Annotated in this window: 24 protein-coding genes and 1 pseudogene; 22 read left to right on the forward strand and 3 right to left on the reverse strand. The window is 28.6% G+C overall.

The window, feature by feature from the left end; all coding sequences use genetic code 11:
• Nucleotides 1–73 precede the first annotated feature (73 nt).
• Both AB8B22_RS04625 and AB8B22_RS04630 read left to right on the forward strand, forming a co-directional pair.
• Nucleotides 74–1,816 (forward strand): glycoside hydrolase family 13 protein, encoded by a 1,743-nt coding sequence (locus tag AB8B22_RS04625; RefSeq protein ID WP_369711835.1) that lies wholly within the window; start codon nucleotides 74–76, stop codon nucleotides 1,814–1,816.
• Nucleotides 1,817–2,179: 363 nt separating this feature from the next.
• Nucleotides 2,180–3,277 (forward strand): hypothetical protein, encoded by a 1,098-nt coding sequence (locus AB8B22_RS04630; RefSeq protein ID WP_369711837.1) that lies wholly within the window; start codon nucleotides 2,180–2,182, stop codon nucleotides 3,275–3,277.
• 135 nt (nucleotides 3,278–3,412) lie between these two features.
• Here the strand turns inward: AB8B22_RS04630 and AB8B22_RS04635 are convergent, their stop codons facing one another.
• Both AB8B22_RS04635 and AB8B22_RS04640 read right to left on the reverse strand, forming a co-directional pair.
• Nucleotides 3,413–3,679, reverse strand: a complete 267-nt coding sequence (locus AB8B22_RS04635) for a type II toxin-antitoxin system RelE family toxin (RefSeq protein WP_369711838.1) — start codon at nucleotides 3,677–3,679, stop codon at nucleotides 3,413–3,415.
• Nucleotides 3,669–4,001, reverse strand: a complete 333-nt coding sequence (locus tag AB8B22_RS04640) for a DUF6290 family protein (protein WP_369711840.1) — start codon at nucleotides 3,999–4,001, stop codon at nucleotides 3,669–3,671. The genes AB8B22_RS04635 and AB8B22_RS04640 overlap by 11 nt, the downstream gene beginning before the upstream one ends.
• Before the next feature lie 61 nt (nucleotides 4,002–4,062).
• Here AB8B22_RS04640 and AB8B22_RS04645 point away from each other — a divergent pair, with 61 nt between their 5' ends.
• The 4 genes from AB8B22_RS04645 to AB8B22_RS04660 all read left to right on the forward strand — a co-directional run bounded on the left by AB8B22_RS04645 (nucleotide 4,063) and on the right by AB8B22_RS04660 (nucleotide 7,139).
• Nucleotides 4,063–4,851, forward strand: coding sequence for an amino acid ABC transporter permease (locus AB8B22_RS04645; RefSeq protein WP_369711841.1), 789 nt, complete (start codon nucleotides 4,063–4,065; stop codon nucleotides 4,849–4,851).
• Nucleotides 4,852–4,897: 46 nt separating this feature from the next.
• A complete protein-coding gene (locus AB8B22_RS04650) occupies nucleotides 4,898–5,632 on the forward strand; it encodes an amino acid ABC transporter ATP-binding protein (protein WP_369711927.1) in 735 nt (244 codons plus the stop codon).
• 67 nt (nucleotides 5,633–5,699) lie between these two features.
• Nucleotides 5,700–6,440 (forward strand): basic amino acid ABC transporter substrate-binding protein, encoded by a 741-nt coding sequence (locus tag AB8B22_RS04655; RefSeq protein WP_369711843.1) that lies wholly within the window; start codon nucleotides 5,700–5,702, stop codon nucleotides 6,438–6,440.
• Between the two features lie 54 nt (nucleotides 6,441–6,494).
• Nucleotides 6,495–7,139 (forward strand): OmpA family protein, encoded by a 645-nt coding sequence (locus AB8B22_RS04660; RefSeq protein ID WP_369711844.1) that lies wholly within the window; start codon nucleotides 6,495–6,497, stop codon nucleotides 7,137–7,139.
• Nucleotides 7,140–7,283: 144 nt separating this feature from the next.
• Here AB8B22_RS04660 and ytvI read toward each other — a convergent pair whose 3' ends face one another.
• The gene (ytvI, locus tag AB8B22_RS04665; protein WP_094080369.1) at nucleotides 7,284–8,420 is read right to left on the reverse strand and encodes a sporulation integral membrane protein YtvI; all 1,137 of its coding nucleotides are present in this window, start codon (nucleotides 8,418–8,420) and stop codon (nucleotides 7,284–7,286) included.
• A 498-nt stretch (nucleotides 8,421–8,918) separates the two neighbouring features.
• Here ytvI and AB8B22_RS04670 point away from each other — a divergent pair, with 498 nt between their 5' ends.
• The 16 genes and pseudogenes from AB8B22_RS04670 (at nucleotide 8,919) to AB8B22_RS04745 (ending at nucleotide 23,370) form a co-directional block, all read left to right on the forward strand.
• Entirely contained in the window at nucleotides 8,919–9,119 is a 201-nt protein-coding gene (locus AB8B22_RS04670) for a hypothetical protein (RefSeq protein ID WP_369711846.1), read from the forward strand.
• The gene (locus AB8B22_RS04675; RefSeq protein WP_369711847.1) at nucleotides 9,119–9,460 is read left to right on the forward strand and encodes a hypothetical protein; all 342 of its coding nucleotides are present in this window, start codon (nucleotides 9,119–9,121) and stop codon (nucleotides 9,458–9,460) included. The genes AB8B22_RS04670 and AB8B22_RS04675 overlap by 1 nt, the downstream gene beginning before the upstream one ends.
• Before the next feature lie 195 nt (nucleotides 9,461–9,655).
• Nucleotides 9,656–9,805 carry a hypothetical protein gene (locus AB8B22_RS04680; protein ID WP_369711848.1) on the forward strand — a complete coding sequence of 50 codons (150 nt, stop codon included), beginning with the start codon at nucleotides 9,656–9,658 and terminating at the stop codon, nucleotides 9,803–9,805.
• Nucleotides 9,806–10,327: 522 nt separating this feature from the next.
• A complete protein-coding gene (locus AB8B22_RS04685) occupies nucleotides 10,328–10,741 on the forward strand; it encodes a hypothetical protein (RefSeq protein WP_369711849.1) in 414 nt (137 codons plus the stop codon).
• Nucleotides 10,713–11,456: a helicase gene (locus tag AB8B22_RS04690; protein WP_369711850.1), complete on the forward strand. Its 744-nt coding sequence runs from the start codon at nucleotides 10,713–10,715 to the stop codon at nucleotides 11,454–11,456. Before AB8B22_RS04685 ends, AB8B22_RS04690 begins: the two co-directional genes overlap by 29 nt.
• 334 nt (nucleotides 11,457–11,790) lie before the next feature.
• On the forward strand, nucleotides 11,791–12,330 hold the full coding sequence (locus AB8B22_RS04695; protein WP_369711851.1) for an ankyrin repeat domain-containing protein: 540 nt from the start codon (nucleotides 11,791–11,793) through the stop codon (nucleotides 12,328–12,330).
• A gap of 211 nt (nucleotides 12,331–12,541) precedes the next feature.
• Nucleotides 12,542–13,813, forward strand: coding sequence for a TolC family protein (locus AB8B22_RS04700; RefSeq protein ID WP_369711852.1), 1,272 nt, complete (start codon nucleotides 12,542–12,544; stop codon nucleotides 13,811–13,813).
• Between the two features lie 152 nt (nucleotides 13,814–13,965).
• The gene (locus tag AB8B22_RS04705) at nucleotides 13,966–15,300 is read left to right on the forward strand and encodes an efflux RND transporter periplasmic adaptor subunit (protein WP_369711853.1); all 1,335 of its coding nucleotides are present in this window, start codon (nucleotides 13,966–13,968) and stop codon (nucleotides 15,298–15,300) included.
• A 25-nt stretch (nucleotides 15,301–15,325) separates the two neighbouring features.
• Nucleotides 15,326–16,018, forward strand: a complete 693-nt coding sequence (locus AB8B22_RS04710; protein WP_068157739.1) for an ABC transporter ATP-binding protein — start codon at nucleotides 15,326–15,328, stop codon at nucleotides 16,016–16,018.
• A complete protein-coding gene (locus AB8B22_RS04715) occupies nucleotides 16,019–17,233 on the forward strand; it encodes an ABC transporter permease (RefSeq protein ID WP_369711855.1) in 1,215 nt (404 codons plus the stop codon).
• Between the two features lie 750 nt (nucleotides 17,234–17,983).
• Nucleotides 17,984–19,085: pseudogene (tnpB, locus tag AB8B22_RS04720) on the forward strand (IS200/IS605 family element RNA-guided endonuclease TnpB).
• A gap of 50 nt (nucleotides 19,086–19,135) precedes the next feature.
• On the forward strand, nucleotides 19,136–19,894 hold the full coding sequence (locus AB8B22_RS04725; protein WP_369711856.1) for an HAD family hydrolase: 759 nt from the start codon (nucleotides 19,136–19,138) through the stop codon (nucleotides 19,892–19,894).
• Between the two features lie 17 nt (nucleotides 19,895–19,911).
• Nucleotides 19,912–20,895 (forward strand): DUF3829 domain-containing protein, encoded by a 984-nt coding sequence (locus AB8B22_RS04730; protein ID WP_369711857.1) that lies wholly within the window; start codon nucleotides 19,912–19,914, stop codon nucleotides 20,893–20,895.
• A 106-nt stretch (nucleotides 20,896–21,001) separates the two neighbouring features.
• A complete protein-coding gene (locus tag AB8B22_RS04735; protein WP_369711858.1) occupies nucleotides 21,002–21,328 on the forward strand; it encodes a hypothetical protein in 327 nt (108 codons plus the stop codon).
• Nucleotides 21,329–21,448: 120 nt separating this feature from the next.
• On the forward strand, nucleotides 21,449–22,333 hold the full coding sequence (locus tag AB8B22_RS04740) for a fructose bisphosphate aldolase (RefSeq protein ID WP_314079584.1): 885 nt from the start codon (nucleotides 21,449–21,451) through the stop codon (nucleotides 22,331–22,333).
• Between the two features lie 251 nt (nucleotides 22,334–22,584).
• Nucleotides 22,585–23,370 (forward strand): amino acid ABC transporter substrate-binding protein, encoded by a 786-nt coding sequence (locus AB8B22_RS04745; protein WP_369711859.1) that lies wholly within the window; start codon nucleotides 22,585–22,587, stop codon nucleotides 23,368–23,370.
• Nucleotides 23,371–23,375 lie beyond the last annotated feature (5 nt).

The raw sequence follows: 23,375 nt of genomic DNA on the forward strand, positions 1-23,375 counted from the left end.
AAAATTAGAAGTTATAGAAGTAAAGAAAGTGATAGAATTGTTGCAATAATTATTAAATAGAAAGGAGAAAAATATGGATATAAAAAAATTAGATAAAAAATGGTGGAAAAAAGAAGTTGGATATCAAATTTATCCAAGAAGTTTTTATGACAGTAATAACGATGGAATTGGGGATTTGAATGGGATTACAGAAAAGTTAGATTATTTGAAGGATTTAGGAATAACGCTTATTTGGGTTTGTCCGATATTTAAGTCGCCAATGGATGACAATGGATATGATATTTCAGATTATTACGATGTGAATCCTGAATTTGGGACAAAGGAAGATTTGGAGAGATTGATTGCGGAGGCGGAAAAAAGAGGGATAAAAGTAATTCTAGATTTAGTAATTAATCATACTTCTGATGAGCATGAGTGGTTTTTGGAAGCATTGAGAAATCCTGAAAGTAAGTATAGAGATTACTATATTTTTAAAAGAGGAGAAAACGGATTGCCACCAACAAACTGGAGAAGCCATTTTGGTGGTTCTGCTTGGGAAAAAGTTGAAGGTGAAGCTGATGAAAATGGGAATGAAATGTATTATTTGCATTTATTCTCAAAAAAACAGCCTGACTTAAACTGGGAAAATCCTGAAGTCAGGGAAGAGCTTTATAAAATGGTAAATTATTGGCTTGAAAAGGGAATTGCTGGATTTAGAGTTGATGCAATTAATTCAATAAAAAAAGATGCGAGATATTTGAATTTACCTGTTGATGGAGCGGATGGATTCGCCTACAGTATTAAATATACGTTAAATCAACCTGGAATTGAGGAATTTTTGGGTGAATTAGCGAAAAAAACTTTTAAAAAGCATAATTGTATGACTGTGGCTGAAACGCCGTTGTTGGAGTATGAAAGATACAATGATTTTATTGGTGAAGATGGGTTCTTTTCGATGATTTTCGATTTTAGTTATTCTGATTTGGATATGACAAAAGGTGGATTTTACTATTCATTACGAGATATTCCAACTGTGGAATTGAGAAATAAGATTTTTGAAAGTCAGTTGACACAGCAAAAATACGGATGGGGAGCACCATTTTTGGAAAATCATGATTTACCAAGAAGTTTGAATAAATTTTTTGGTAAAAAAGCGAATGAAACAAATGCAAAATTGTTAGCAAATGTATTTTTCTTCTTGCGAGGAACACCGTTTATTTATCAAGGTCAAGAAATTGGAATGGATAATTTTGTGAGAAATGATATTTCTGAATTTGACGACATTGCAAGTAAAGATCAATATCAACGGGCTTTAGGAGAAGGATTTTCATCTGAAGAAGCGTTGCATTTTGTAAATAAACGAAGCCGTGACAATTCAAGAACGCCTATGCAATGGGATAGTAGCAAGAATGCTGGATTTTCAAAAGATAAAGACTCAAAATCGTGGATAAAATTAACAGGAAGTCAAGCCGCAACAAATGTAGTAGACCAAATAAATGACAAAGATTCAATTTTTTCACACTACAAAAAAATGATTGATTTGAGACAAAATGGTAAATATTCAGATTGCTTGACTTTTGGTGATTTCATCTCTGTTCCGTTGGAGAATGAAAAAATTATCGCTTATGTGAGAAAATATAAAAATCAAAAAGTTCTTTGTATTAATAATTTTTCTGAAATGAAACAAGAGGTTAAATTGAGTGAAATTGCGAAAGTTTTGGGAAAAAAAGAAACTAAAATTGGAGAGATTTTGATTAATAATTTTGATGGTTTTGAAAATGATGGAGAGAAAGTTGTTTTTGAAGGGTTTCAAAGTTTGTTAGTTGAAATTTTATAAAAAATATGGACTGCACCAAAAAATTTATTTATAATTAAAGTGGTGTAGTTTTTTTATTCATATTTACATTAAACTTCATTTAAAAAATAGAAATTATATTTCATATTACTTGCTAATAAAAGGTCTTGAACCATTGAAAAAATTTATAATTACTTTACCTTCTTTCAAAAATTTTTACAACATATTCTATGTTTTAACTTTTTATGAAAAAATTTTCTGTTTTTTTGATGTTTTTCAAAAATAATGCAAAAAACGAAATAATAATTTAATTAATTTTAATTATTCTGTAATCAAAATCAAATTCGGGGGGGGGTATAATATAATGTAAATTTTTATTTTAATTTTAAATGGAGGAAAGAATATATGAAAAAAGGAAAAACAGAACTTGAAAAGATGCAGGACAAAGTACAAAAAATAGTTGTTAGAGTAAATGAAAAAATAACTATATTGGGAGAACATCTAGGCATTTTAAACACAACATTAACGAATATTCAAGAAGAATTTGATAAAGTTCAAAATATACCGAATGAAGAAAAAATGCGGTATGAAGAATTAAAACAAATTAGATTAAATTGGAAAAATCAAGTTGATGAGATAATAAAAAAATATGAAGAAATAAAAAATAAAGATGCTACCGCTGCTGGAGTTGCGGGAGTTGGAATTGGAGCTGGTGTTGCGGTTGCTGCTTTGGGTCCTGGTGTAGCTATGGGTATTGCTACCACATTTGGTGTTGCTTCAACAGGAACTGCTATATCTGCTTTGAGTGGTGCTGCGGCTATGAATGCAGGTTTGGCATGGATTGGAGGAGGTGCACTTGCAGCAGGTGGAGGTGGAATGGCTGCTGGAGAAGCATTTCTTGCTTTAATGGGGCCTATTGGATTGGCTATTGCAGGAGTTGGAGTTATAGCAGGGGGACTTTTATTTTGGAAAAATAAAAATGATCAAAAATGTCTTGAAAATTTATTTATAAGGATTAGTAACCGTGATTTGAAATCTTTTGAATTAGCAATAAATGAATTAGATAATCGTATTAAACAAATTGATAATGAGAATATAGAGTTAAAATTTGCTATTAGAATTATACAAAGTTTAGGATTAAATTACAGTGAAATGACAGAAGAGCAACAAGATGAATTAAAAAAATATATTCAGTTGATAGATACGAGTACTCAATTATTAGTAAATCCTATAAAGGAATTACAGCCTAAATATACAAATGAAGATCTTGATGAATATATAAAAAGAAAATATAGCGCATGGTATAGTTCATCTGAAAAAAGATCAATTATTACTCTGGCAAATCTTTTATACAAGATTAATACTAATGAGGTAGAGAAAAAATTGTTATGGAAATCGTTAAGAGATAATAAAGAGTTTCTGAAATCAATAGATGTAACTAAAGAAGATTTTAAAATTAATATCTTTGATATTGTATCAAAAGTACTAAGCTTTAAATATTGATATGCTAAACAATATTTAATTTTATATTATGTAAAACAAAACTGCCTGTTATTTTTTAAAATCAAGAATATCAGACAGTTTTATTATTTTTAATCCTCAATTCAACCCAATAATTTAAAATTCAATTCAGAAATTTTAAATATAAATTTTATCCCTTTTATCTATTTGAACAACCAAAATAAGTAATTCGTTTTCTTCAATTTTTACAATAATTCTATAATTTTCAACTCGATACCTCCAAAATCTTTTTAGATTATATCTCAATGCTTTTCCAAATTTTTTTGGATTATCTGTATCAAAAAGATTTTGATCAATATATTTTAAAATTTTTGATTTCATAGAATTATCTAGTTTATTTAGTTGTTTCTGTGCTTTTTCAGAGTACATTAGACTATATTTCATTTTCTAACCCTAATTTTTTTATTAAATCTTCGTGGCTAATCCAGTTTTCTCTGTTGTCTTTTTCTTCTTCATAAGCCTCAACAGCCAACTTATAGTCTTCTTCATCTTCGATTTTTTCAAGAATTAAATCTAACATTACTTGGTTTAAATTGATATTATTTTCCTTAACATAATTGTTTATTTTTTTTTCTATGTCAGGATTAGCATTTATAGAAACGGTTATCATTGATTTCACACCCTTTCTGATTATTTCTATTAATGCAATTTTAACATAAAAAGAAAAGAAAAGCAATAAAAATGTTATTTTTTCTAAAATTATCATAAAAATAAGTTTTTTTAAGTTTTTATTGAAAAAGTAAAAAATATTAGGTATAATGTAATATATGAAAAAATTTTGGAAGGAGGATGTGGACAAAAAAGTTCATAAAATTATGAAAAATATAGAAAAGTTAAGAAAAGTATTAAAAATATCATATTTTCTAATAATTGTGGCAGTTGGTTTGATATTGACATTTCCAAAAGAATTGAAACCAAATGAGTGGAAACTTTACATCGTTGACAGTTATTTGATAACAACAGTTGGTTTGACAATTGGAGGAGCTTTGATTGGAATATTTTTGGGGATGTTTTTAGCATTTTTAAAATTTTTGAGAACAAACTTTCCAGTTTTTGATATGATAAAAGAAATAATAATTGATGAATACATAGATATAATGCGTGGAACGCCTATGATATTACAATTACTTATACTTTCAGTACTTATAAAATTATTTGCTAACTATTGGATAGCGATGATTGCACTAGGATTAAATAGTGCTGCCTATGTTGCAGAAGTAGTTCGTTCGGGAATTGAAAGTATTGATAAAGGACAAATGGAAGCGGCAAGGGCAACAGGTATGCCTTACAAAATGGCAATGAATGAAATAATTATGCCACAAGCGATAAAAAATATATTACCCGCACTTGTAAATGAGTTTATTACATTATTTAAAGAAACATCGGTTGTGGGATATATAAGTGTCGTTGATATAACAATGAATAGTAACGGACTTCAAGCAACTTATTACAGTGTTGGACCAATATTATTTACAGGTATTATTTATTATGTGAGCGTAAAAATATTTTCATTTTTAGGAAGAATGCTGGAAATGAGGTTGAGAAGAAATGACTAATTCGAAAGATTTAACTCAAATAAAAAAAGAAATTAACACAAATGAAATGATTAAAATAAAAAATCTTAAAAAGTCATACGGTAAATTGGAAGTTTTAAAAGGAATTGATACAAAAATAAAAGAAGGTGAAGTAATTTCAATAATAGGACCGTCTGGTTCAGGAAAATCAACTTTTTTAAGATGTATTAACAGACTTGAAGAGCCAACTTCAGGGCAAATTTTTATACATGGGACGGATGTTTTAGGAAAAAAAGTAAATATAAATAAAATTCGTGAAAATGTCGGAATGGTCTTTCAGCATTTTAATTTGTATCCTCACAAAACTGTACTTGAAAATATTACTTTGGGACCAATAAAATTAAAAAAAATCTCAAAAACGGAAGCGGGAAAAAAGGCAGTTGAACTTTTAAAAAAAGTTGGCTTGGAAGATAAAAGAGATGTTTATCCAAATAAATTGTCAGGAGGACAAAAACAAAGGGTGGCAATTGCAAGGGCGTTAGCAATGGATCCTAAAATTATGCTATTTGATGAACCTACGAGTGCGCTTGATCCTGAGATGATAGGAGAAGTTCTAAAAGTTATGAAAGAACTGGCTCAAGCAGGAATGACAATGATTGTGGTTACTCATGAAATGGGATTTGCAAGAAATGTTGCAAATAGAGTGTTTTTTATGGATGATGGATATATTTTGGAAGATGATTTACCAAAAGAGATTTTTGATAATCCAAAAAATGAAAGAACAAAAGAGTTTTTGAAAAAAGTTTTGAATCCAATTGATTAGTTTTGGGAAAGAAATATAAAAAATAAAATTTATAAAATAAAAAAATTAAATGCAAAGGAGAAAAAATATGAAAAAAGTATTTTTAATGTTAACATTGTTAGTTTTTGGACTGACTTCATGTGGCGAAAATAAAGCGGCAAAGGACTCAAAAAAATTGAGAGTGGGATTGAATGCAGTATTTGCACCATTTGAATATAAAGAGAATGGGCAAGTTGTAGGATTTGATGTGGATTTAATAAATGAGATTGCAAAAGATTTAAACTATGAAACCGAAATTATTGACCAGTCGTTTGATGGACTTATTCCTTCATTAAAAGCTGGAAAAATTGATGTTATAGTTTCAGGAATGACAGCGACAGATGACAGAAGAAAATCAGTGGATTTCACAGATGACTACTTTGTGTCAAAACAACTTTACATCAGAAAAAAAGGTAACAGCTCAGTTACGCCTTCAACTTTAAAAGGAAAGAAAATTGGAGTCTTACTTGGGTCAATACAGGAAATTGCAGCTAGAAAAATTAATGGTGCTGTTGTTGTGCCAAATAAGAGTATTGTAAATACAATCTTAGATTTAAAAATGGGAAAAGTTGACGCTCTTATAATGGATAACGTAGTTGCAATTGAATATATGAAAAAAAATCCTGAAATGGAAATTTTTGATGAAAAAGTGGATAATGATGGAATGGCAATGGCATTTGACAAAGGAAAAAATGCTGAGTTAATTCAGAAGATAAATGCAGAACTTAAGAAATTAAAAGAAAATGGAAAATATGATGAGTTACTTAAAAAATATGATTTAAGAAAATAATTGATTATTTGAAATTTTATTCTTAAAAAATAAAAGATAAAGGAGGTAAAATTGATGAAAAAACCGGTAGTGTTAGCGATGTCCTCGCTTGTAGCAATGTCAGTACCGACTGTTTCAGGCAAAGTGACAACTTCGGAAATGAGAAAAGAAATCATTCGTGCAAATGTAGCTGATGTGACAGAAGAAGATGAAGAAGAAGATGTGCCGACATTGGATCCGCCTAATCCTGAAAAGCCCGTAGATGATCCTGATTTGATAACAGTTTCACTCACTCGGGACGGAACAGGTACAAAGATAGATAAAGATGAAAATGATGTTCAAAAGAAAAATTCCGATTTGAGTTTGACACAGAAAAAAATTTCTAAAGCAGTTGACGAAACACCATTAGATGAAACTGGCAAGTTTGAGTTGACAAAGTCTGATTTTATTTCACTTCGTTCTCATGAATTAGTTTTTGATAAAAATAGTGCTGAGCTAAAAAAAGCAGCTTATCCTATATTGGAAGATGTAAAAGCTTATGTTGAAAAAAATGATTTTTTAGTTTCGGTAGTTGGATATACTGATACAACTGGTATGAAATCATATAATAAAAGATTATCACAAAAAAGGGCAGAAAATGTTAGTTCCAATCTTTTAAATATTGGTCTTGCAGAAGATAGAATTGTAAGTGTAATGGGACGGGGCGAAAAAATCCCATAAGTTCAAATAATACTGAAGAAGGAAGAATCAAAAATAGAAGAGTGGAATTTAAATTTATAAAAAAGTAAAATATAAATTTTCAAGACAAATTGTTAAAAAAACTGTTTCACAATATCTAGATTTAGAAACAGTTTTAAAATATAACTATTTGTCTTTTTTTTGTATCTTTTTATTGCTGTTGTCTCCAGCATCTCCAAAAATATCTCTGAAGAATCCGACTTCCAGTTCTTTTGAAAAGACATTTTTTAAAATAATCATGACAACAGGTCCGATTAAAAATCCGCTGACTCCAAAGACTTTAAAGCCTGAATACATTGAAATAAGAGTAATCAAAGGATGAACTCCCAAATTTTGACTTATTAATTTTGGTTCCAACATCTGTCTTACTGACATAATTATTAAATAACAAATAAGTAGTGCAATTCCCAATTTTATATTTCTTGTAGCAAAAGATAGAATAGACCAAGGAATTAAAATTGTCCCAGCACCTAAAATTGGTAAAATATCAGCAATACAAATGATGATGGACATTAAAAGGGGATACGGTACATCAAATTTTAAAAACGCCAGTAAATTTAATAATATTAATGATTCAATAAGACAAATAGTTCCTAAAATTGCCTGTGCTTTTAAATATGAAACAAGCACTGTAAACATTTCCGTTTTTATGCTGAACACTTTATCAAGCCAACTTTTTGGCAATTGATGCTCCAAATAATTAAGTATCTCATCTCTATCTAAAATCATAAAAAAAGTAGATAAAATTGTAATCACAATATATAAAATTAAAGTTGGAATAGATGTAACGAAACTGATAACAGCATTTATAAAAGATCCAATTTTTACAGAGCCCTTTGAAACAAAGCTATTTATTGTATTGTTTAGCTGATCATTAAATCCAGCGGGAAAATTACCTAGATAAATATAAATTTTTTTAACATTTTCTGTCCATAACTTTTGAATATCAGTGCTATAACTATTTAAATTTTGAGATAATTTATAAATTTCAACAAAAAATTTTAAAGAGAGGATTCCAATTATTCCGAAAAATACTATTAAAAATGTTACAATTGAAATTATGGAAGCCGTTTTTCTGGAAAACTTCAATTTATTCATTAAAAACCTTGTAAGTGGTCGAATTATTATTGAAATAAATAGTGCAAGAGTAAATGGAAATAAAAAAATTCCCAGTTTAAACAGTAAAAAAACTACTAATAAAATTAGAGCTATATATACAATAAAATATAATTTTTTAAAGTCAAAATCTTTATAACTAGCCATAAATACTCCTTTATTTTTATTGTTTTTGTATATTATATACTAAAATGATATAATTGTAAATGATTATATTATTAGACAGAATAAAATAAAAGTTGTAAAATAAAGTGTTACTATTAGAAATAAAAAATAAGAATCATAAAAATTTTCTGTTGTATAATTGATTTAAGCCAAAAATCAAAGGAGAAAACTAATATGATTCATACAAGCAATACGATAAAAAAGGATTACAAAGAAACAAAAAGTGGAATAGAGAAAGAAGAAAAAAATAAAAGGTAAGTATACAACAGTTTATCAAGGTGAAAAGATTATAATTTATATGGAAAGTAATGCTAATTTGCGTACTTCGTATGGTTCATATAAAATATCTTATGAAGAATTTCTAAAATTAGTGAAGAAAGCAGGAAAATAAAATTATGTTTAAATTTAATTACTTAATATACGATAGTATGAAAAAAATTAAAAAATATTTCGATAAAAGAATTTGAAGAAGAATATAGTATGATTTATGGAGCTTTTGAACTTTTAATTAATGATAAAATGTATAATTATATTGTAAGGTATAAAGATCAAAAATTTTGTGATGAAAAAGAAAAAGAGGAATTTGATGATTTATTTGAACTTCAAGATATTATAAGTTTATGGATAATAATTTTTTTAGAAATTTGTATTGAATTGAAAAAAAGGATTATGTTGCTGTAATGGATATTGAATCAAAAAATTGGATCGAATTTAAGAGAATAAATAACGAATTATACATAAGTCAAATTGAAGAAGAAAAAGTAAAATCAAAAATAACAAATTCACATATTGTAAAAGTATATAATAAATTTTATGATGAAGATAAGAATAAGAATATTTTTTTCAAAGAGGAAAAAATTAATTTTGAAGAATTTATATCAGAAATACAAATAACTACTAAAAAATTTATTAAAGAAATAAAAGAAATAAATCCAGTTTTATTGAAAAGTAAAGAAGTTAGTAGTATAATAAAAAAATATAATATTTTGACATCTAAAGAGTATTTGGCAGAAGAAAATTAAATAAGTTATATATAGAATATGGTGTAAATCCTAAACCAAGTTCTAGATAATTTAAATCAACTTGATATAATAAAATTGAACACATAAAAAATAGAAGTGGCGGTCATGGTTATAAATGGGAAGAACTTGTACTAGATAAAAATTGGAATGAAATAAAAGGAATATAGTTTAATTTTTTATGGTTTTTCATAATGTATGTTTGAAAAAACAAAAAATTTAAAATGGTGTAAATATGAGTATAATCATCGAAATATGTTTGATAATCAAAACATAAGAGTACATTGTGTTGGAAAAATGGAAAATGGAAAAATAACAAAAATTGACGATTTTAAAATAAAAAGATAGGATATGAAAATATTCAATGAAAATAAAATTAAAAAAAAATGAAATGATCTACGAAGTTTTTGGAATTGTCATTTTAGACAGTCAAAAAAAATTATTTCTATTGTAGGATAATTCTGAAGTTTTGGATACAGAACTAGAAATTATAGATGGAAGGATACCTTTTGATTGGCATTGGAAAGTAATAAATAAAGAATGATGTAAGATAATTATAGGTCCACAAAAATTGACAAAAAATCTTATTTATGCTGCATATCATTGGGAAGGAGAAGAAACTTTAGAATACAAAAAATTACAATAATTAAAAAGCCTTTTTCCTCCACATGAAGGGTTGAGTGACTACTGTGTATATATTGAAAATAATAATAGTGAGATGTATAATATAAATCAAAAAGTTGAAAATTTGAAAAAAAAACTTTGGTTTTTAATTATTGAATAATGTAATGGAACATTTATTAGTCTGGAAGTGAATTAAGTCAATTAGGAAGAGGAAGCAATGCTACTCCTAATAGAGGGGTTGAATATATGTTTGAAAAACCTGCTGGAAAACTCGAGGCTCAAGAATTTCAATGGGGATTAACAGGAAGTATGATGCAACAAACACCATCAGGACCCAAAAATATAATACCTGCTTTAAGATATGATAACTCTAACCCTCGAGGAATGAATTTTATTAAATTTGATGGAATTGAAGTAAGGAATGGTACAACTTATCTTATCGATACAAAGAGAAATGTTCCTTATTGGAATAAAAGTGCTATGAAAAATTTGACAAAAACATTTGATAGAATAAATGAAGCTAAAAATCAAAATCCAGAAATTAAAATAATATACGAATTTCCAAATGAAAAGGCAAAAACCAAATTTACTGACTGGCTAGATAAAAATCCAGGATATAAAAATATAATAGATGAAATCAGAGTTAGACCAGAAAAATGAAATTGAAAGGATATTTAAATTTATGAAAAATAAAGAAAGAACCATCAGAATATACAGAAAAGTAGATGTAAATGAGTCAATGGAAGAAAGACATAAGAAAGTTATGGAAGGACTGTCAAAACTGGAAGCACCTTTAGGATTGAAAGATAGTAAAATTCCAGAAACACCTGACTTTGGGATAGAACTGGTATGTTTTTATGATGCTAAAAATATTAAAACTAAAGGTGTTTCAATAGAAGGTGTATATAGGTGGAGAGGACTTAAATATGTAGTCTGGGATGAGTTGCGTTATGAATTTAAGATAACATATAAGCTGATAGACTATAAGAAAATGATATATGAAGACCTTCCAAAAGTGATAAATATTTTTGATCCTTATGTTGCTGATATTTTTGTTTCTTCAAGTTACTCAATTGCTTATAAAGAAAGCTATAAATCAGAAATTTTAAAATTAAAGGAAAAAGGGCTAAAGATAGGAAAACTTAAAGATGTATTATTTATACTATCTCCAGTGATGTATTTCAATGAAGAAAGTTATAATAAGCTGATAAAAGTACCAAAGGAAGAGCTTTTGGAAAGACTCAAAGGGAAAGCGAATGAAGTTCAGTTACTTGAAAAGGGTATATACATTATCTTTAATGACAAGGCAGATATTACTTATGAAGAATTTGTGGAAATGAATAATATATTTAAACCGTTATTAGGATTAATCTAAAAGAAATTGAAAATGTCCAAAATTTTTGTGTGAGTGTGTAAAACATTTTATGTAAACCTCTAAATAATACATGGTAAAATAACTGTATAATATTTGGAGGTTTTTGCTATGGCTAAAAAGCAATCTGTCTGTTAAAATATAGTTATAGAAATATTTAATAGTCTGAATAGAAAAAATGAAAGTTTCTTATAAATAGAGGTTTAAAGCAAGGTGTGGAAAAAAATACAAAACAGTACCATTATTAGAATATAAGCCAAATTATATAAATAATACAAAATATAATTCAAAAACAAGAAATGAAAATACCTATAAAATAAAGAAAGGATAAAAAGCTATGACAATTTATTCAGCAACATTAATGGGAACATATGAAGAATTTTTAAAAATATTTAAAGAAGGCGATCAAAATGAAATAAATGCTTCTAGAGAAAGTTTGCTTTTTACAGCATTATGTAATACAAATTCTAAGGAAAGATATAAAATAGCAAATTTTCTTATAAATAAAGGAGCTGATGTTAAAATGATAACAGAAGATGGAATGAGTATGTTTTTTCCATTATTTTCTCTTGGATGGCAAGATATAGTAAAAACAACAATTTTGTGTAAGACATTATTGGAAAAGAGAGCAGATATAACAGTGATACATAAGAAAGAAAAAACGGTTTCATTCAAGGAATTATTTAATATTGGTGCTCCTGAAATGGAAATGTTACCACTATATCAGTTAATATTTTCTCAACCAGGACTTCCTCTTTTAGTAAAAGATAAATGGGGACTAACAGTAATTGAATTTGCGAGAAGGTTTAATAGACCAATAGCAGTGAAAATGATGGAAGATTATGTAAAAAAATATAACCTAAAAGAAGACAGTTAGAATTTTTAGATAACCGTTGTTGTAAAAGACAGCGGTTATTTTTAATTTATTATGTTTAATGTTGGAAATAAGCCTACCTAGGCTTTTATACTCTAAATTGAAAAAAATATTAAAAATTTGTCATACTTTTGTCAAAAAAATATGATATAATAAAAAAAATTTTTAAAATGAAACTTTTGTTTATAATAGTTTTATTTGAGAAAGGAAAGTGATGTTTAAAACATTTTTTGATATTAAGATTATTAATGTAAGTATACTGTTTTGTTTTATGGAAACTTTGAGCTATGGGATTAACGTTGATGACGTGATTTCACAGTATGAAAAAAATTCTTATACAACCAAGATAAACGAAGTTAATATGAAAACTTATGACATAAAAGACAAAGCTTTAAAAAATGGTGACTGGAATGAAATTAAAGTAACTTCTGATAGTAATTATACATTACACGGGGATTTTGATGGCTTAACTATGGAAAATAATGTGAAATACGGAATGCTTTATTACAAAAATGGGTATAATTTTAGAAATAAAAAGGTTACAGAAAATAAAATAGGAATTTCTAAAGAATTAAATGATTATTTTGGGTATAGCGACAATAAATATAATAAAAGTACTAATGATATTTCAAGAAATATTCAAAAAATAAATAATGAGACTACTAAAAATTCTGAAATTAGGGATTTAATTGATTTGTATAAAGATTATAAAAATAAAGAAAAAGAAATCGAGCAGGAAAAATTGACACTGGAAGATAGTAAAAGAGATTATGCCATTCAGTCGGAAAAATGGAATTTGGGAACGACAACGCTTTATGATTTTGAGCTGGCAAAAACAGAATATGAAAATTCCCAGTTAAAATATGAAAATCTTGAAAGAGAGTTAAAAATTTTGGGAGAAAAATTTATGATTTATAATGTGAAATTGCCTGAAAAAAGCGAACTTGAAGATTTAAAAAAAGTTGAATTAAAAAAGGAGGATTTTTATGATTTGAGATTGTCAGAAGCGGAGTCGATTGAGTTAAATGGCAAACTCAATGATGAAAAATTGAGAAAGGAATCAATAGATTATAAGTATCCAAAATTGACGGCGGATGTCGGATATTCATTAAAAAATCATTCAGTTGTATTTGGTCTTGGCGTTACTAAAACATTTAAAAGGTACAACGATACGATTGAAGATTTGAAAAATGAAAAAGAAAAATTGGAACTACAGTATGCGCAGAAAAAAAATGAGCTATTATCAAATGTAGGACAGCAAATGATAACTTATACGACTTATGAAACCAATGAGATAACTGCTGAAAACACTATGAACATCACAAAGAGAAACTCTGAAATTTATGCGAAAAAATACGAATTGGGAGTTGATACTTTTGAAAATTATGTGGAAAAAAGAAATGAGTACAGAAAAGCTGTAAAAGATTATGAAAAAGCTAAAAATGAACTTGCGGCATTTACCAAAAAAATAAAATATTATAAATAATATTATATCTAAATTTTATAAAAAAATTAAAAATTATATTTTAGTTATTTAACGACAAGGAGTTTGGAGACTTTATGAAGAAGAATTTATAATAAGTTTACTTTTAAATAAAGAATAGCATAAAAAGAGAAAAAATAAAAAGAGGTGATTTTGTGAAGAAAAATTATATTTTAAAAGATAAAAAAAATATTGCAAAAATATTTTCGATTTTTGTTGTTTTATTATTTTGTCTAATCAGCTGTGGAAAAAAGGAAGAAGGAATAGAATATGAAGTAACAAAAGTTGGTATGGGAGATATTTCATTATCAGTTTCAAAGACAGGGCAAGTTGTATCGGATAATGTAGTGTCAGTTTATACGAGTTCCAGCCAAAGAGTAAAAGATGTATTTTTTAAAACGGGTGATAATGTAAAAAAGGGAGATGTAGTTGTTACATTTTATCCAGCTGATAAAAATGAAACTTTAAGAAAAATACAGATGAAAAATTTGGAAATTCAAAAATATGAAAGAAATTTAGCTAGTGCTCAAAGTTCCCTTAGAAGAAAAAAAGAAACTAAAAGTTTGGAAATTCAGCAAAAGTCACGAGATTTGCATAACGCTGAAGAGCTTTACAAAGTTGGAGGAGAAACTAGGGTTAATGTGGATGATGCAAGAAAAGCATTAAGAACTTCTAGGCTAGAATCAGATACCGTTGATAGCGAAGAAAGAACTAACATAGAAGATGCAAGGACAGCGTTAAAGACTGCAAAATTGGAACTAGCGACATTGCAGGAAGATATGACGCTTATAAAAAATGAAATAACAAGTCCAGTAGATGGAGTTATTACAGAGATGACCGCCGATGAAAATTATAAAGTAAATACTGAAACAACTTTATTCAAGGTATCAGATTCCAAAAATATGAAAGTGGAAGTGAGTTTATCAGACACGCAAGTAAAAGATATAGAAGTGGGACAAAGAGTAGAAATTACATCAGATGCATTGCCTAAAGGAGAAAAAGTTGAAGGATATGTATCGCAAATTTCAGGAGTGGCTAAAAAAAGTGAGAATTTAGATGAAAGTAACACGACTGTTACTATAAAAATGAACGATACAAAAAATTTAAGACCAGGAACTACAATAAGTGCCACAATTTTTTATAAAGAGAGAAAAAATATTATAAAAATTCCGTATAGCGCAGTAATAAATGAAAATGGAAAATATTTTGTGTTTATAGTTGGAAAGGATAAAAAAATTACAAAAAGAGAAGTAAAAGTAGGAATCAGTGATGAAACTTATTATGAAGTAACTTCTGGATTAAGCTTAGGAGATAATATAATTTCTATTGTTGACGAAACATTAAAAGATGGTCAGAAAATAAAAATTGCTGATCCTAAAAAACCTAAAAAAGATAACAAAAAAATAATAAAACAACAAAATGTAGAAAGTGTACCAGCAGGTGATGCAGCGAGGTCCTGGACCTATGTAAAATTATGTAAAAAAATTTAAAATCTGATAAAGGAATTATAAATCTATGATAGATGTAAAAGATGTTGTAAAGACGTATAAAAATGGAAATTTGGAATTGACTGTATTAAAAGGACTTAATCTATCAGTCAAAAAAGGAGAATATGTCGCATTTATGGGACCAAGTGGAAGTGGAAAATCTACTCTTATGAACATTTTGGGCTGCCTTGACAGTCTGACTTCAGGAACATATATTTTAGACGGTCAAGATGTTTCTAGAATAAAAGGCGATGCACTGGCAAAAGTAAGAAATGAAAAAATTGGATTTGTGTTTCAGACTTTTAATTTGCTTCCCAAAATGAATGCTGTTGAAAATGTTGCACTTCCAGCACTTTATGCAGGGGTAAAAAAGTCAGAAAGAATGAGAAGGGCGATAGAAGCACTTGAAAGTGTAGGACTTGGAGATAGAATTCACCATAAGCCAAATGAAATGTCTGGAGGGCAAAGACAAAGGGTTGCAATCGCAAGAGCCATCATTAATAGTCCAAATATACTTTTGGCAGATGAGCCAACTGGAAATCTGGATTCCAAATCGACTGAAGAAATTTTGGAAATTTTTAAAAAATTAAACGATAAAGGGACAACGATTGTTATGGTAACTCACGAAGAAGATGTCGCCGAGCATTGTAAAAGAATTATTAGATTAAAGGATGGCGTAATTGAAAAAGATGAAATTGTCGTAAACCGGAGAGGAGTGTAAATGGATTTTTTGGAATCGCTAAAGTTGTCTTTATCCAATTTATTTAGTTATAAAGTGAGGTCATTTTTGACGATGTTAGGTATAATAATTGGAATTGGAGCAGTTATTATGATGTCATCATTGGGAGCTGGAATGAAGCAAAACATAACGGGAGACTTAAATAAGCTAGGAGTGGGAAATTTCAATGTTTCGATTGATACCTCTCCTGGACAAACTTATAAAAGCGAAGATCTGATGACAGAAAAAGATATTGAAAATATAAAAAAAATAGAAGAAGTTGAAGCGGTTAGTCCAACTTCCAGTGCCTTTGCCAGAATTGAAGTTGATGGAAATACAAAAATGTTTATGGGAACAGGAGTTACGCAAGATTATTTTAAAATATCAAATTTTACTATAGTAAAAGGAAGAAAATTTTTACCCAGTGAGTATAAAAAAGATGGAAGGTTCATAATAATTGACAGTTCGACAGCAGAGCAGCTGTATCCAGATGAAAACCCGATAGGAAAAAAGGTAACTCTAAACTTTAAAAAGAACAGATATGAATTAGTCATTGTCGGAGTGTATAAAGATCCCTATTCAAGTCTAAATTTTGGAGGTGGAGGAGGTGCGCCATCGAGCGGACTTATACCAAACCAGTTTTTAGTGTTTGTCAATGGAGGAGAGCAAAATAAGTTTGAAGAACTGCAAGTAAAGGTGGCTTCTGCAAATTCATTAAATATCGCAATGGCGGAAGTTAAAGATTTGATGTCAAGAAGAGGAAGTTCTCCTGACATATATAATGTGAGATCAGAAAGTTCTGGATTAGATCAATTTAATAATATTTTAAATATGGTAACTTTATTTATAAGCGGAGTTGCTGGAATTTCGCTATTTGTAGGTGGAATTGGGGTAATGAACATTATGCTTGTCAGCGTTACTGAAAGAATAAGGGAAGTTGGCCTAAGAAAAGCATTGGGAGCCAGAACGAAGGACATTCTTGTGCAATTTTTGATTGAAGCGGTAATCTTAACATTTTTTGGAGGTATAATTGGAGTTATAATTGGGTATTCTTTAGCACTTTTAATTGGTATATTTATTAAGACATCTCCAATATTAAGTCCAGGTGTAGTGTTTGTATGTATATTTGTTTCTACAATGTTGGGACTTGTATTTGGAGTTTATCCAGCTAAAAAAGCGGCAAAATTGGAACCTATGGAAGCACTTAGAACAGATTAGAAAAATAAATCAACGCCTTTTTGCTTTTACGTTAAAATTTTATTAATAAAAGTTGACTTTTCTAAATATATGTGGTATTTTTATAGTAGTATTTATGGCAATATTTCTCACAAAAAAAATGAATTTTAAGGAGAATAGTTATGACGAAGAATATAGCGGCTTTTTTTGATTAAAAATATGGTCGCACACTTGCAACAAAAGAAGTGAGTTAGACCATTAAGTATAGTCAGCATATATAGAAATATGTATGTAGAGGTAGCAACTTAAAAGAAGTTACCCAATACTGCTCGAATTGCTGGAAACCCCTAAAGCTAGTATAACTACAACATAGCAACTCCACCTTAACAAATTAAGGAGAGAGGCAAGTGTGAACGTTGCGAAAGCAGAAAAAATATACTAGATGACATAAGGTTAAACCCTAAGTGTTAAGATAATGGGCAATCAGCAGCCAAGACCGCAAGGTAAGGTTCAACGACTATTCCTCCTGAGGGAAGTACACGAAAAGCTTCGTGGAAGTGGGTAGACCCAAACAGGTAGAGCTGTGGGATAAGATATAGTCTGTGCTTAATAGAAATATTAAGAAGTTCATAAGAGAACTGCATAAGTGGTAGCGTACTTATGTGAACGACAACCTCTAAAACGACTAAGTCGGTTTTTAGGTTCATATATTTAGAAAAATTTTACTTTTTTCATTTACTTACAGTATAAAAAATAGTATACTTAGGTATAAGTAAATGGAGGTGAAATCAAATGGAAAAAGCATACAAGTTCAGATTTTATCCAACTAAAACTCAAATAGAAAAGTTAAATTGTACTTTTGGTTGTGTAAGATACATCTATAATCATTTTTTAGGTTTAAAACAGGAATTGTATAACAAAGAGAAAAATCTATGTCATATAGTGAGTGTAGTAAAGCGCTAACAGTTTTAAAAGAAGAAAATAAATGGTTAAAAGATGTGGACAAATTTTCTTTACAAAATTCTTTAAAAGATTTAGATGTAGCCTATAAGAACTTTTTTAGTGGAAAGGGTTATCCAAAGTTTAAATCTAAGAAAGATAATAGAAAATCATACAGAACTAGTTATACTAATAATAATATAGAGTTTTTAGGTAAATGGATAAAAGTACCTAAGTTAGGAAAACTAAAAATAAGAGATAAGATGAAGCCACAAGGAAGAATAATAAATGCAACAATAACACAAGCACCTAGTGGAAAATATTATGTGTCTCTATGTTGTAAAGATGTAGAAGTAAAAAAACTAGAGAGCACAAATAAGAATGTTGGAATAGATTTAGGTATAAAGGACTTTGCGATTACCAGTGATGAAACCTTAATAGAAAATCCAAAATATTTACAGAAATCTTTGAATAAACTAGCAATATTACAAAGAGAACTGTCACGAAAACCAAAGGGCAGTTCAAATAGAAATAAGGTTAGGATAAAAGTGGCAAAATGCTATGAAAAAGTAACAAATCAAAGAAAAGACTTTTGCAGAAATTATCGACAGAGCTAATAAGAAAATATGATATTATTTGTATGGAAGATTTACAAGTAAAAAATATGGTAAGAAACCATAAATTAGCAAGAAATATACTAGATGTATCATGGAGTGAATTTAGTAGAATACTGGAATATAAAGCGAAGTGGTATGGAAGAACAATAGTAAGAGTAGATAAGTTTTTTGCAAGTAGTCAAATATGTAACTGTTGTGGATATAAGAACGAAAAAGTAAAGAATTTAAGCGTAAGAGAATGGACTTGTACATTCTGTGGAGCTGTACATAATAGGGATATAAATGCAGCAAAAAACATATTAAAAGAAGGACTAAGGATATTAGAAATAAGTGCTTAAATAAGAATATATGAACCGTAGGAACTATGGGGATAGCTTGGTAAATTTAGTTGGCTAAAAAAAGCAACTACTACCCAAGAACCCTGCGACGCAAGAAGTGGGAGGTTCAGATAGATGGGACGATTTACAGAGATTCGCTATTAATTGAACATTTTAAAATGTTACTGAAATATCAATATATAGATATGACGAGCTGGGAGCTGAAAGTAAAAGAAAAATTTTCTAAGTGGGAAAATAGAACTGGAGACTATGATGATTATTTAGATGAGCTGGTTAGAACATATACAGAAGCGTTAAAAAATTTTAGTAAAAGTGATATGGATTTTATAGCAAAAAGGGTGATGGAATTAAAAGGCGACAAAGTCTATCGCTATACAAGGGAAAGACTTTTATTTCACAAAAATGAAAATCATAAGGTCATCATAATTTCCGGGAGCCCAGATTTTCTGGTAAGTAAACTTGCTATAAAATATGGAGTCAAGGATTATCGCGCTTCTATTTATAAAGTTAATAAAAATGGGATTTTTACGGGGGAAGTGGTGCCGATGTGGGATGCCGACAGCAAGCAAAAAGCAATTTCTGATTTCGTAAAAAAATATAATATTGATTTAAAGAAATCTTACGCCTATGGAGATACGACGGGTGATTTGACAATGTTTAAGAATGTGGGAAACGCCATTGCAATTAATCCTGCAAAAAAGTTGCTAGAAAAAATAAAAAAAGATATAGATCTGAGTGAAAAAGTTAAAATTATAGTTGAAAGAAAAGATGTTATCTATAGTTTGAATGCAAAAGTTGAAATTTTATAAATAATGGAGGCAAAACTATGAAAAAAAATATTTTTATTGGAGTTTTAGCATTACTCGTCACAGTTTCATGCGGAAAAAAGGATGGCAGTAAAAGTGGTGCAAAAGATAAAGCGCAAATTACTTATGTCAAAGATGATTTAAGTTCCGACCGTTTATCTAAATATACGGAGTATGTGAGAATAAGCGAAGTACCTAATTCAGATGAATGGCTTATGCTATTTGATGGAATTGATGAGGGAAAATTTAAAAATGCAAATGGAGAGGTTTTAACTAATTTAAAAGGGAATGATGCCATTGAAAATATAAAAAGTTCAGTAAAATTGCTGGGAAACCAAATTCGAGATTTGGAAGATGTGATGCAAAGAAATCCAAAATTTGAAACTATTGACAAAAATGCGGAAAATCTTTTGAAATCGCTTGTTGAAGAACAAAAGGTGCTAAACGAGATAGACGATTATTTTGAAAAAGGTGAGTATAAAGCAGATAATTTGGGAAAAGTAAAAGAATTGAATGATAAATATAAACTGGTCTCACAGACAAGAAAAGAAAATGACAAAATTTTGACAACTTCATTGCAGGAAATGTCGATTTTGTTAAATAAAAAATTAGCTGAAAAATTTGAGAAAAATAATAAAAAAGTTAAATCAAGTGTAGTTCAATTTGTAAATGACATAAATAAATTTTCAGAAGAGGCATTTTCAAAAAATAATTTAAGCTACGATGAAAATGAGATTGCAAATTTGGAAAAATTAAAAGAAGAAGTAAAAAAATCGTATAAAAATATTGAAATTCTAACTTTTGAAGATGCTAGAAAAGAAAATATAAGCAAGGAAAGCTATGAGAAACTTAAGAAAAATGCCAAGATATTGACTGAAAGCATAGAAAATATGATAAAATCCATAAGAGCCAAAAATATTGAAGCGACAGTCAAAAATGCAAGTAATATTTTAGGAAGTGAAACAGACTTAAAAAATATCTATGGAACATTAATAATGAAATAATAATTTTTTACAGGAGATAAACTTTCTCCTGTTTTTTTGATATGTTAACAAAAAATGTGACATAACTAAAATACTTAATATATAAAATTTTAAGAGGAGAAAAAAGATGTTTGAAAAAAATGAGTTCAATTTGATGGAATATCTTTTAGTAAATATTGATTACGAAACGGAGTTTGAAATTATTTCAAATCCCAAAACTTCTTACAGTAATTTACTTTTGACGGGAGAATTTAATTTTGATGGAAATCTTCTGTTCAATGCAAAATTTTTTGCAAAAAGAACAAATGTTAAAATTGCAACGGTTGTGCTTCAAATTATAGATTCTGAAAAAGAATCAGAATTATTTCCAAAAACGGCAGTTGAGATTAAAAAATTGAAAGTGGTGGGAAATGGAGAAATAAAATTTAAAGTTGGAACTTTATGTAATTTTTGAAAAATTAATAATAAAAATAATTTTACTTTTTACTCTTGACATTTTAAAAAAAAGTGTTATCATAAAAATAGAAAGAGAAGTTTGTGAATCAAACTATTTTAAATTAGGAGGATTATTGCGATGAAAGAAAGATTAGAAAGAATGAGAAATGGTAAAGGATTTATTGCAGCATTGGATCAAAGTGGTGGAAGTACTCCGAAAGCATTAAAATTATATGGAATTGATGAAAGCGAGTATTCTAATGATACGGAAATGTTTGACTTAATTCATAAAATGAGAACAAGAATCATAAAAAGTCCTGCTTTTAGTGATAAAGAAATTGTAGGAGCTATTTTATTTGAGCAAACTATGGATAGAAAAATTGACGATAAATATACAGCTGACTTTTTGTGGGAAGAAAAAGGAGTTTTACCTTTCTTGAAAGTTGACAAAGGACTAGAAGAATTGGAAGATGGAGTTCAAATTATGAAACCTATCCCAGGATTGGACGATCTTTTGAGCCGAGCAAATGAAAGACATATTTTCGGAACAAAAATGCGTTCTGTTATTAAAAAAGCGTCTCAAACAGGAATTGCAAAAGTTGTAGATCAACAATTTGAAGTTGCAGATAAAATTATTGCAGCTGGTCTTGTTCCAATTATTGAACCAGAAGTAGATATTCATAATGTTGACAAAGCAGAATGCGAAACTATTTTGAAAAATGAAATCAAAAAACATCTTGATAAATTACCTGAAACTTCAAATGTTATGTTAAAAGTTACACTTCCAACAGTTGAAAACTTTTATGAAGATTTGACAAAACATCCAAGAGTTGTAAGAGTTGTCGCATTATCAGGAGGTTACCCAAGAAAAGAAGCAAACGAAATTCTTGCTAAAAATAAAGGAGTTATCGCAAGTTTTTCAAGAGCATTGACTGAAGGATTGTCAGCACAACAAAGCGATGATGAATTTAATAAAGATTTGGCAAAAGCTATTAAAGAAATTTATGAAGCATCTGTAAAATAATTTTATAAAAAATAAAAAATATTATAGGACATTCTAAAATATTTAAAATATTAAGAAAAATCACAGTCTTAAATTTAATTTAATTGATTGTGATTTTTTTTGAATTATTTATTTAAAGATCTTTTTTTCATTTTGGCTCCATTGCTTTTTCAAATTATCTATGGTAAAATAATGTATATCAAAGGAAAGCCTTGTTTATTTGAAAAATGATGTTTTTTGAAGGAAAAATATTAAAATTATGGAGGTAAAAAATGAAAAAAGTATTGTTACTGATGATTGCGGCGCTGTTGTTTGTAATGTGCAGTGTTAAAAAAGATGAAAAAAAAGAAGTTAGTAAAGATGGAATCCCAAAAAAAATTATTGTGGGACTTGATGACTCATTTGTTCCGATGGGATTCAAAAATGAAAAAGGTGAGATTGTGGGATTTGACATTGACTTGGCTCGTGCAGTTGCTAAAAAAATTGGAAGTGAAGTTGAGTTTAAACCGATAAACTGGGATTCTAAAATTTTGGACTTGAATGCAGGAAATATAGATTTGATTTGGAATGGACTTACTATTACGGATGAAAGAAAAAAGGAGACAGAAATGTCTAATCCTTATTTGACAGTGCATCAACTTATTGTTGCAAGAGCTGGTGAAAAAATTGAAAATAAAAATGATTTAATTGGAAAAAATGTTGGAAGCCAGACTCAGAGCAGTGGGGAAGAAGCTGTGAAAAAATCTGGATTTGACAAGAAATTTAAAGAATTTAAAACATACGCTCAATATGACCAGGCGTTTATGGATTTAGATGCTAGAAGAGTGGATGCAATTGTAGCAGATGAAGTTTTGGCAAAATATACAAAAAAAGTAAAAGAAACACAAGCTAAAAAAGAGTTATATAAAATTTTAAAAGAAGATTTTGGGCAAGAAGAATATGCAGTTGCTGCTAAAAAAGGAAATGCAAAATTAATTGACGCAATTAATAAGGCAATTGAAGAATTGAAAAAAGACGGGACTTATCAGCAAATTTATTCAAAATGGTTTAAAGATTAAATATG

Origin of the sequence: Leptotrichia rugosa, assembly GCF_041200005.1 — a bacterium.
Classification (GTDB): domain Bacteria; phylum Fusobacteriota; class Fusobacteriia; order Fusobacteriales; family Leptotrichiaceae; genus Leptotrichia; species Leptotrichia rugosa.

Coding starts and splice junctions, on each gene's coding strand:
- AB8B22_RS04625 (WP_369711835.1), top strand. CDS start 74: ATGGATATAAAAAAATTAGATAAAAAATGGTGGAAAAAAGAAGTTGGA.
- AB8B22_RS04670 (WP_369711846.1), top strand. CDS start 8,919: ATGATTTATGGAGCTTTTGAACTTTTAATTAATGATAAAATGTATAAT.
- ytvI (WP_094080369.1), bottom strand. CDS start 8,420: ATGGCTAGTTATAAAGATTTTGACTTTAAAAAATTATATTTTATTGTA.
- AB8B22_RS04695 (WP_369711851.1), top strand. CDS start 11,791: ATGACAATTTATTCAGCAACATTAATGGGAACATATGAAGAATTTTTA.
- AB8B22_RS04645 (WP_369711841.1), top strand. CDS start 4,063: ATGAAAAAATTTTGGAAGGAGGATGTGGACAAAAAAGTTCATAAAATT.
- AB8B22_RS04740 (WP_314079584.1), top strand. CDS start 21,449: ATGAAAGAAAGATTAGAAAGAATGAGAAATGGTAAAGGATTTATTGCA.
- AB8B22_RS04730 (WP_369711857.1), top strand. CDS start 19,912: ATGAAAAAAAATATTTTTATTGGAGTTTTAGCATTACTCGTCACAGTT.
- AB8B22_RS04685 (WP_369711849.1), top strand. CDS start 10,328: ATGTTTGAAAAACCTGCTGGAAAACTCGAGGCTCAAGAATTTCAATGG.
- AB8B22_RS04640 (WP_369711840.1), bottom strand. CDS start 4,001: ATGATAATTTTAGAAAAAATAACATTTTTATTGCTTTTCTTTTCTTTT.
- AB8B22_RS04650 (WP_369711927.1), top strand. CDS start 4,898: ATGATTAAAATAAAAAATCTTAAAAAGTCATACGGTAAATTGGAAGTT.
- AB8B22_RS04715 (WP_369711855.1), top strand. CDS start 16,019: ATGGATTTTTTGGAATCGCTAAAGTTGTCTTTATCCAATTTATTTAGT.
- AB8B22_RS04710 (WP_068157739.1), top strand. CDS start 15,326: ATGATAGATGTAAAAGATGTTGTAAAGACGTATAAAAATGGAAATTTG.
- AB8B22_RS04735 (WP_369711858.1), top strand. CDS start 21,002: ATGTTTGAAAAAAATGAGTTCAATTTGATGGAATATCTTTTAGTAAAT.
- AB8B22_RS04745 (WP_369711859.1), top strand. CDS start 22,585: ATGAAAAAAGTATTGTTACTGATGATTGCGGCGCTGTTGTTTGTAATG.
- AB8B22_RS04700 (WP_369711852.1), top strand. CDS start 12,542: ATGTTTAAAACATTTTTTGATATTAAGATTATTAATGTAAGTATACTG.
- AB8B22_RS04655 (WP_369711843.1), top strand. CDS start 5,700: ATGAAAAAAGTATTTTTAATGTTAACATTGTTAGTTTTTGGACTGACT.
- AB8B22_RS04660 (WP_369711844.1), top strand. CDS start 6,495: ATGAAAAAACCGGTAGTGTTAGCGATGTCCTCGCTTGTAGCAATGTCA.
- AB8B22_RS04680 (WP_369711848.1), top strand. CDS start 9,656: ATGTTTGAAAAAACAAAAAATTTAAAATGGTGTAAATATGAGTATAAT.
- AB8B22_RS04675 (WP_369711847.1), top strand. CDS start 9,119: ATGGATATTGAATCAAAAAATTGGATCGAATTTAAGAGAATAAATAAC.
- AB8B22_RS04635 (WP_369711838.1), bottom strand. CDS start 3,679: ATGAAATATAGTCTAATGTACTCTGAAAAAGCACAGAAACAACTAAAT.
- AB8B22_RS04630 (WP_369711837.1), top strand. CDS start 2,180: ATGAAAAAAGGAAAAACAGAACTTGAAAAGATGCAGGACAAAGTACAA.
- AB8B22_RS04690 (WP_369711850.1), top strand. CDS start 10,713: ATGAAATCAGAGTTAGACCAGAAAAATGAAATTGAAAGGATATTTAAA.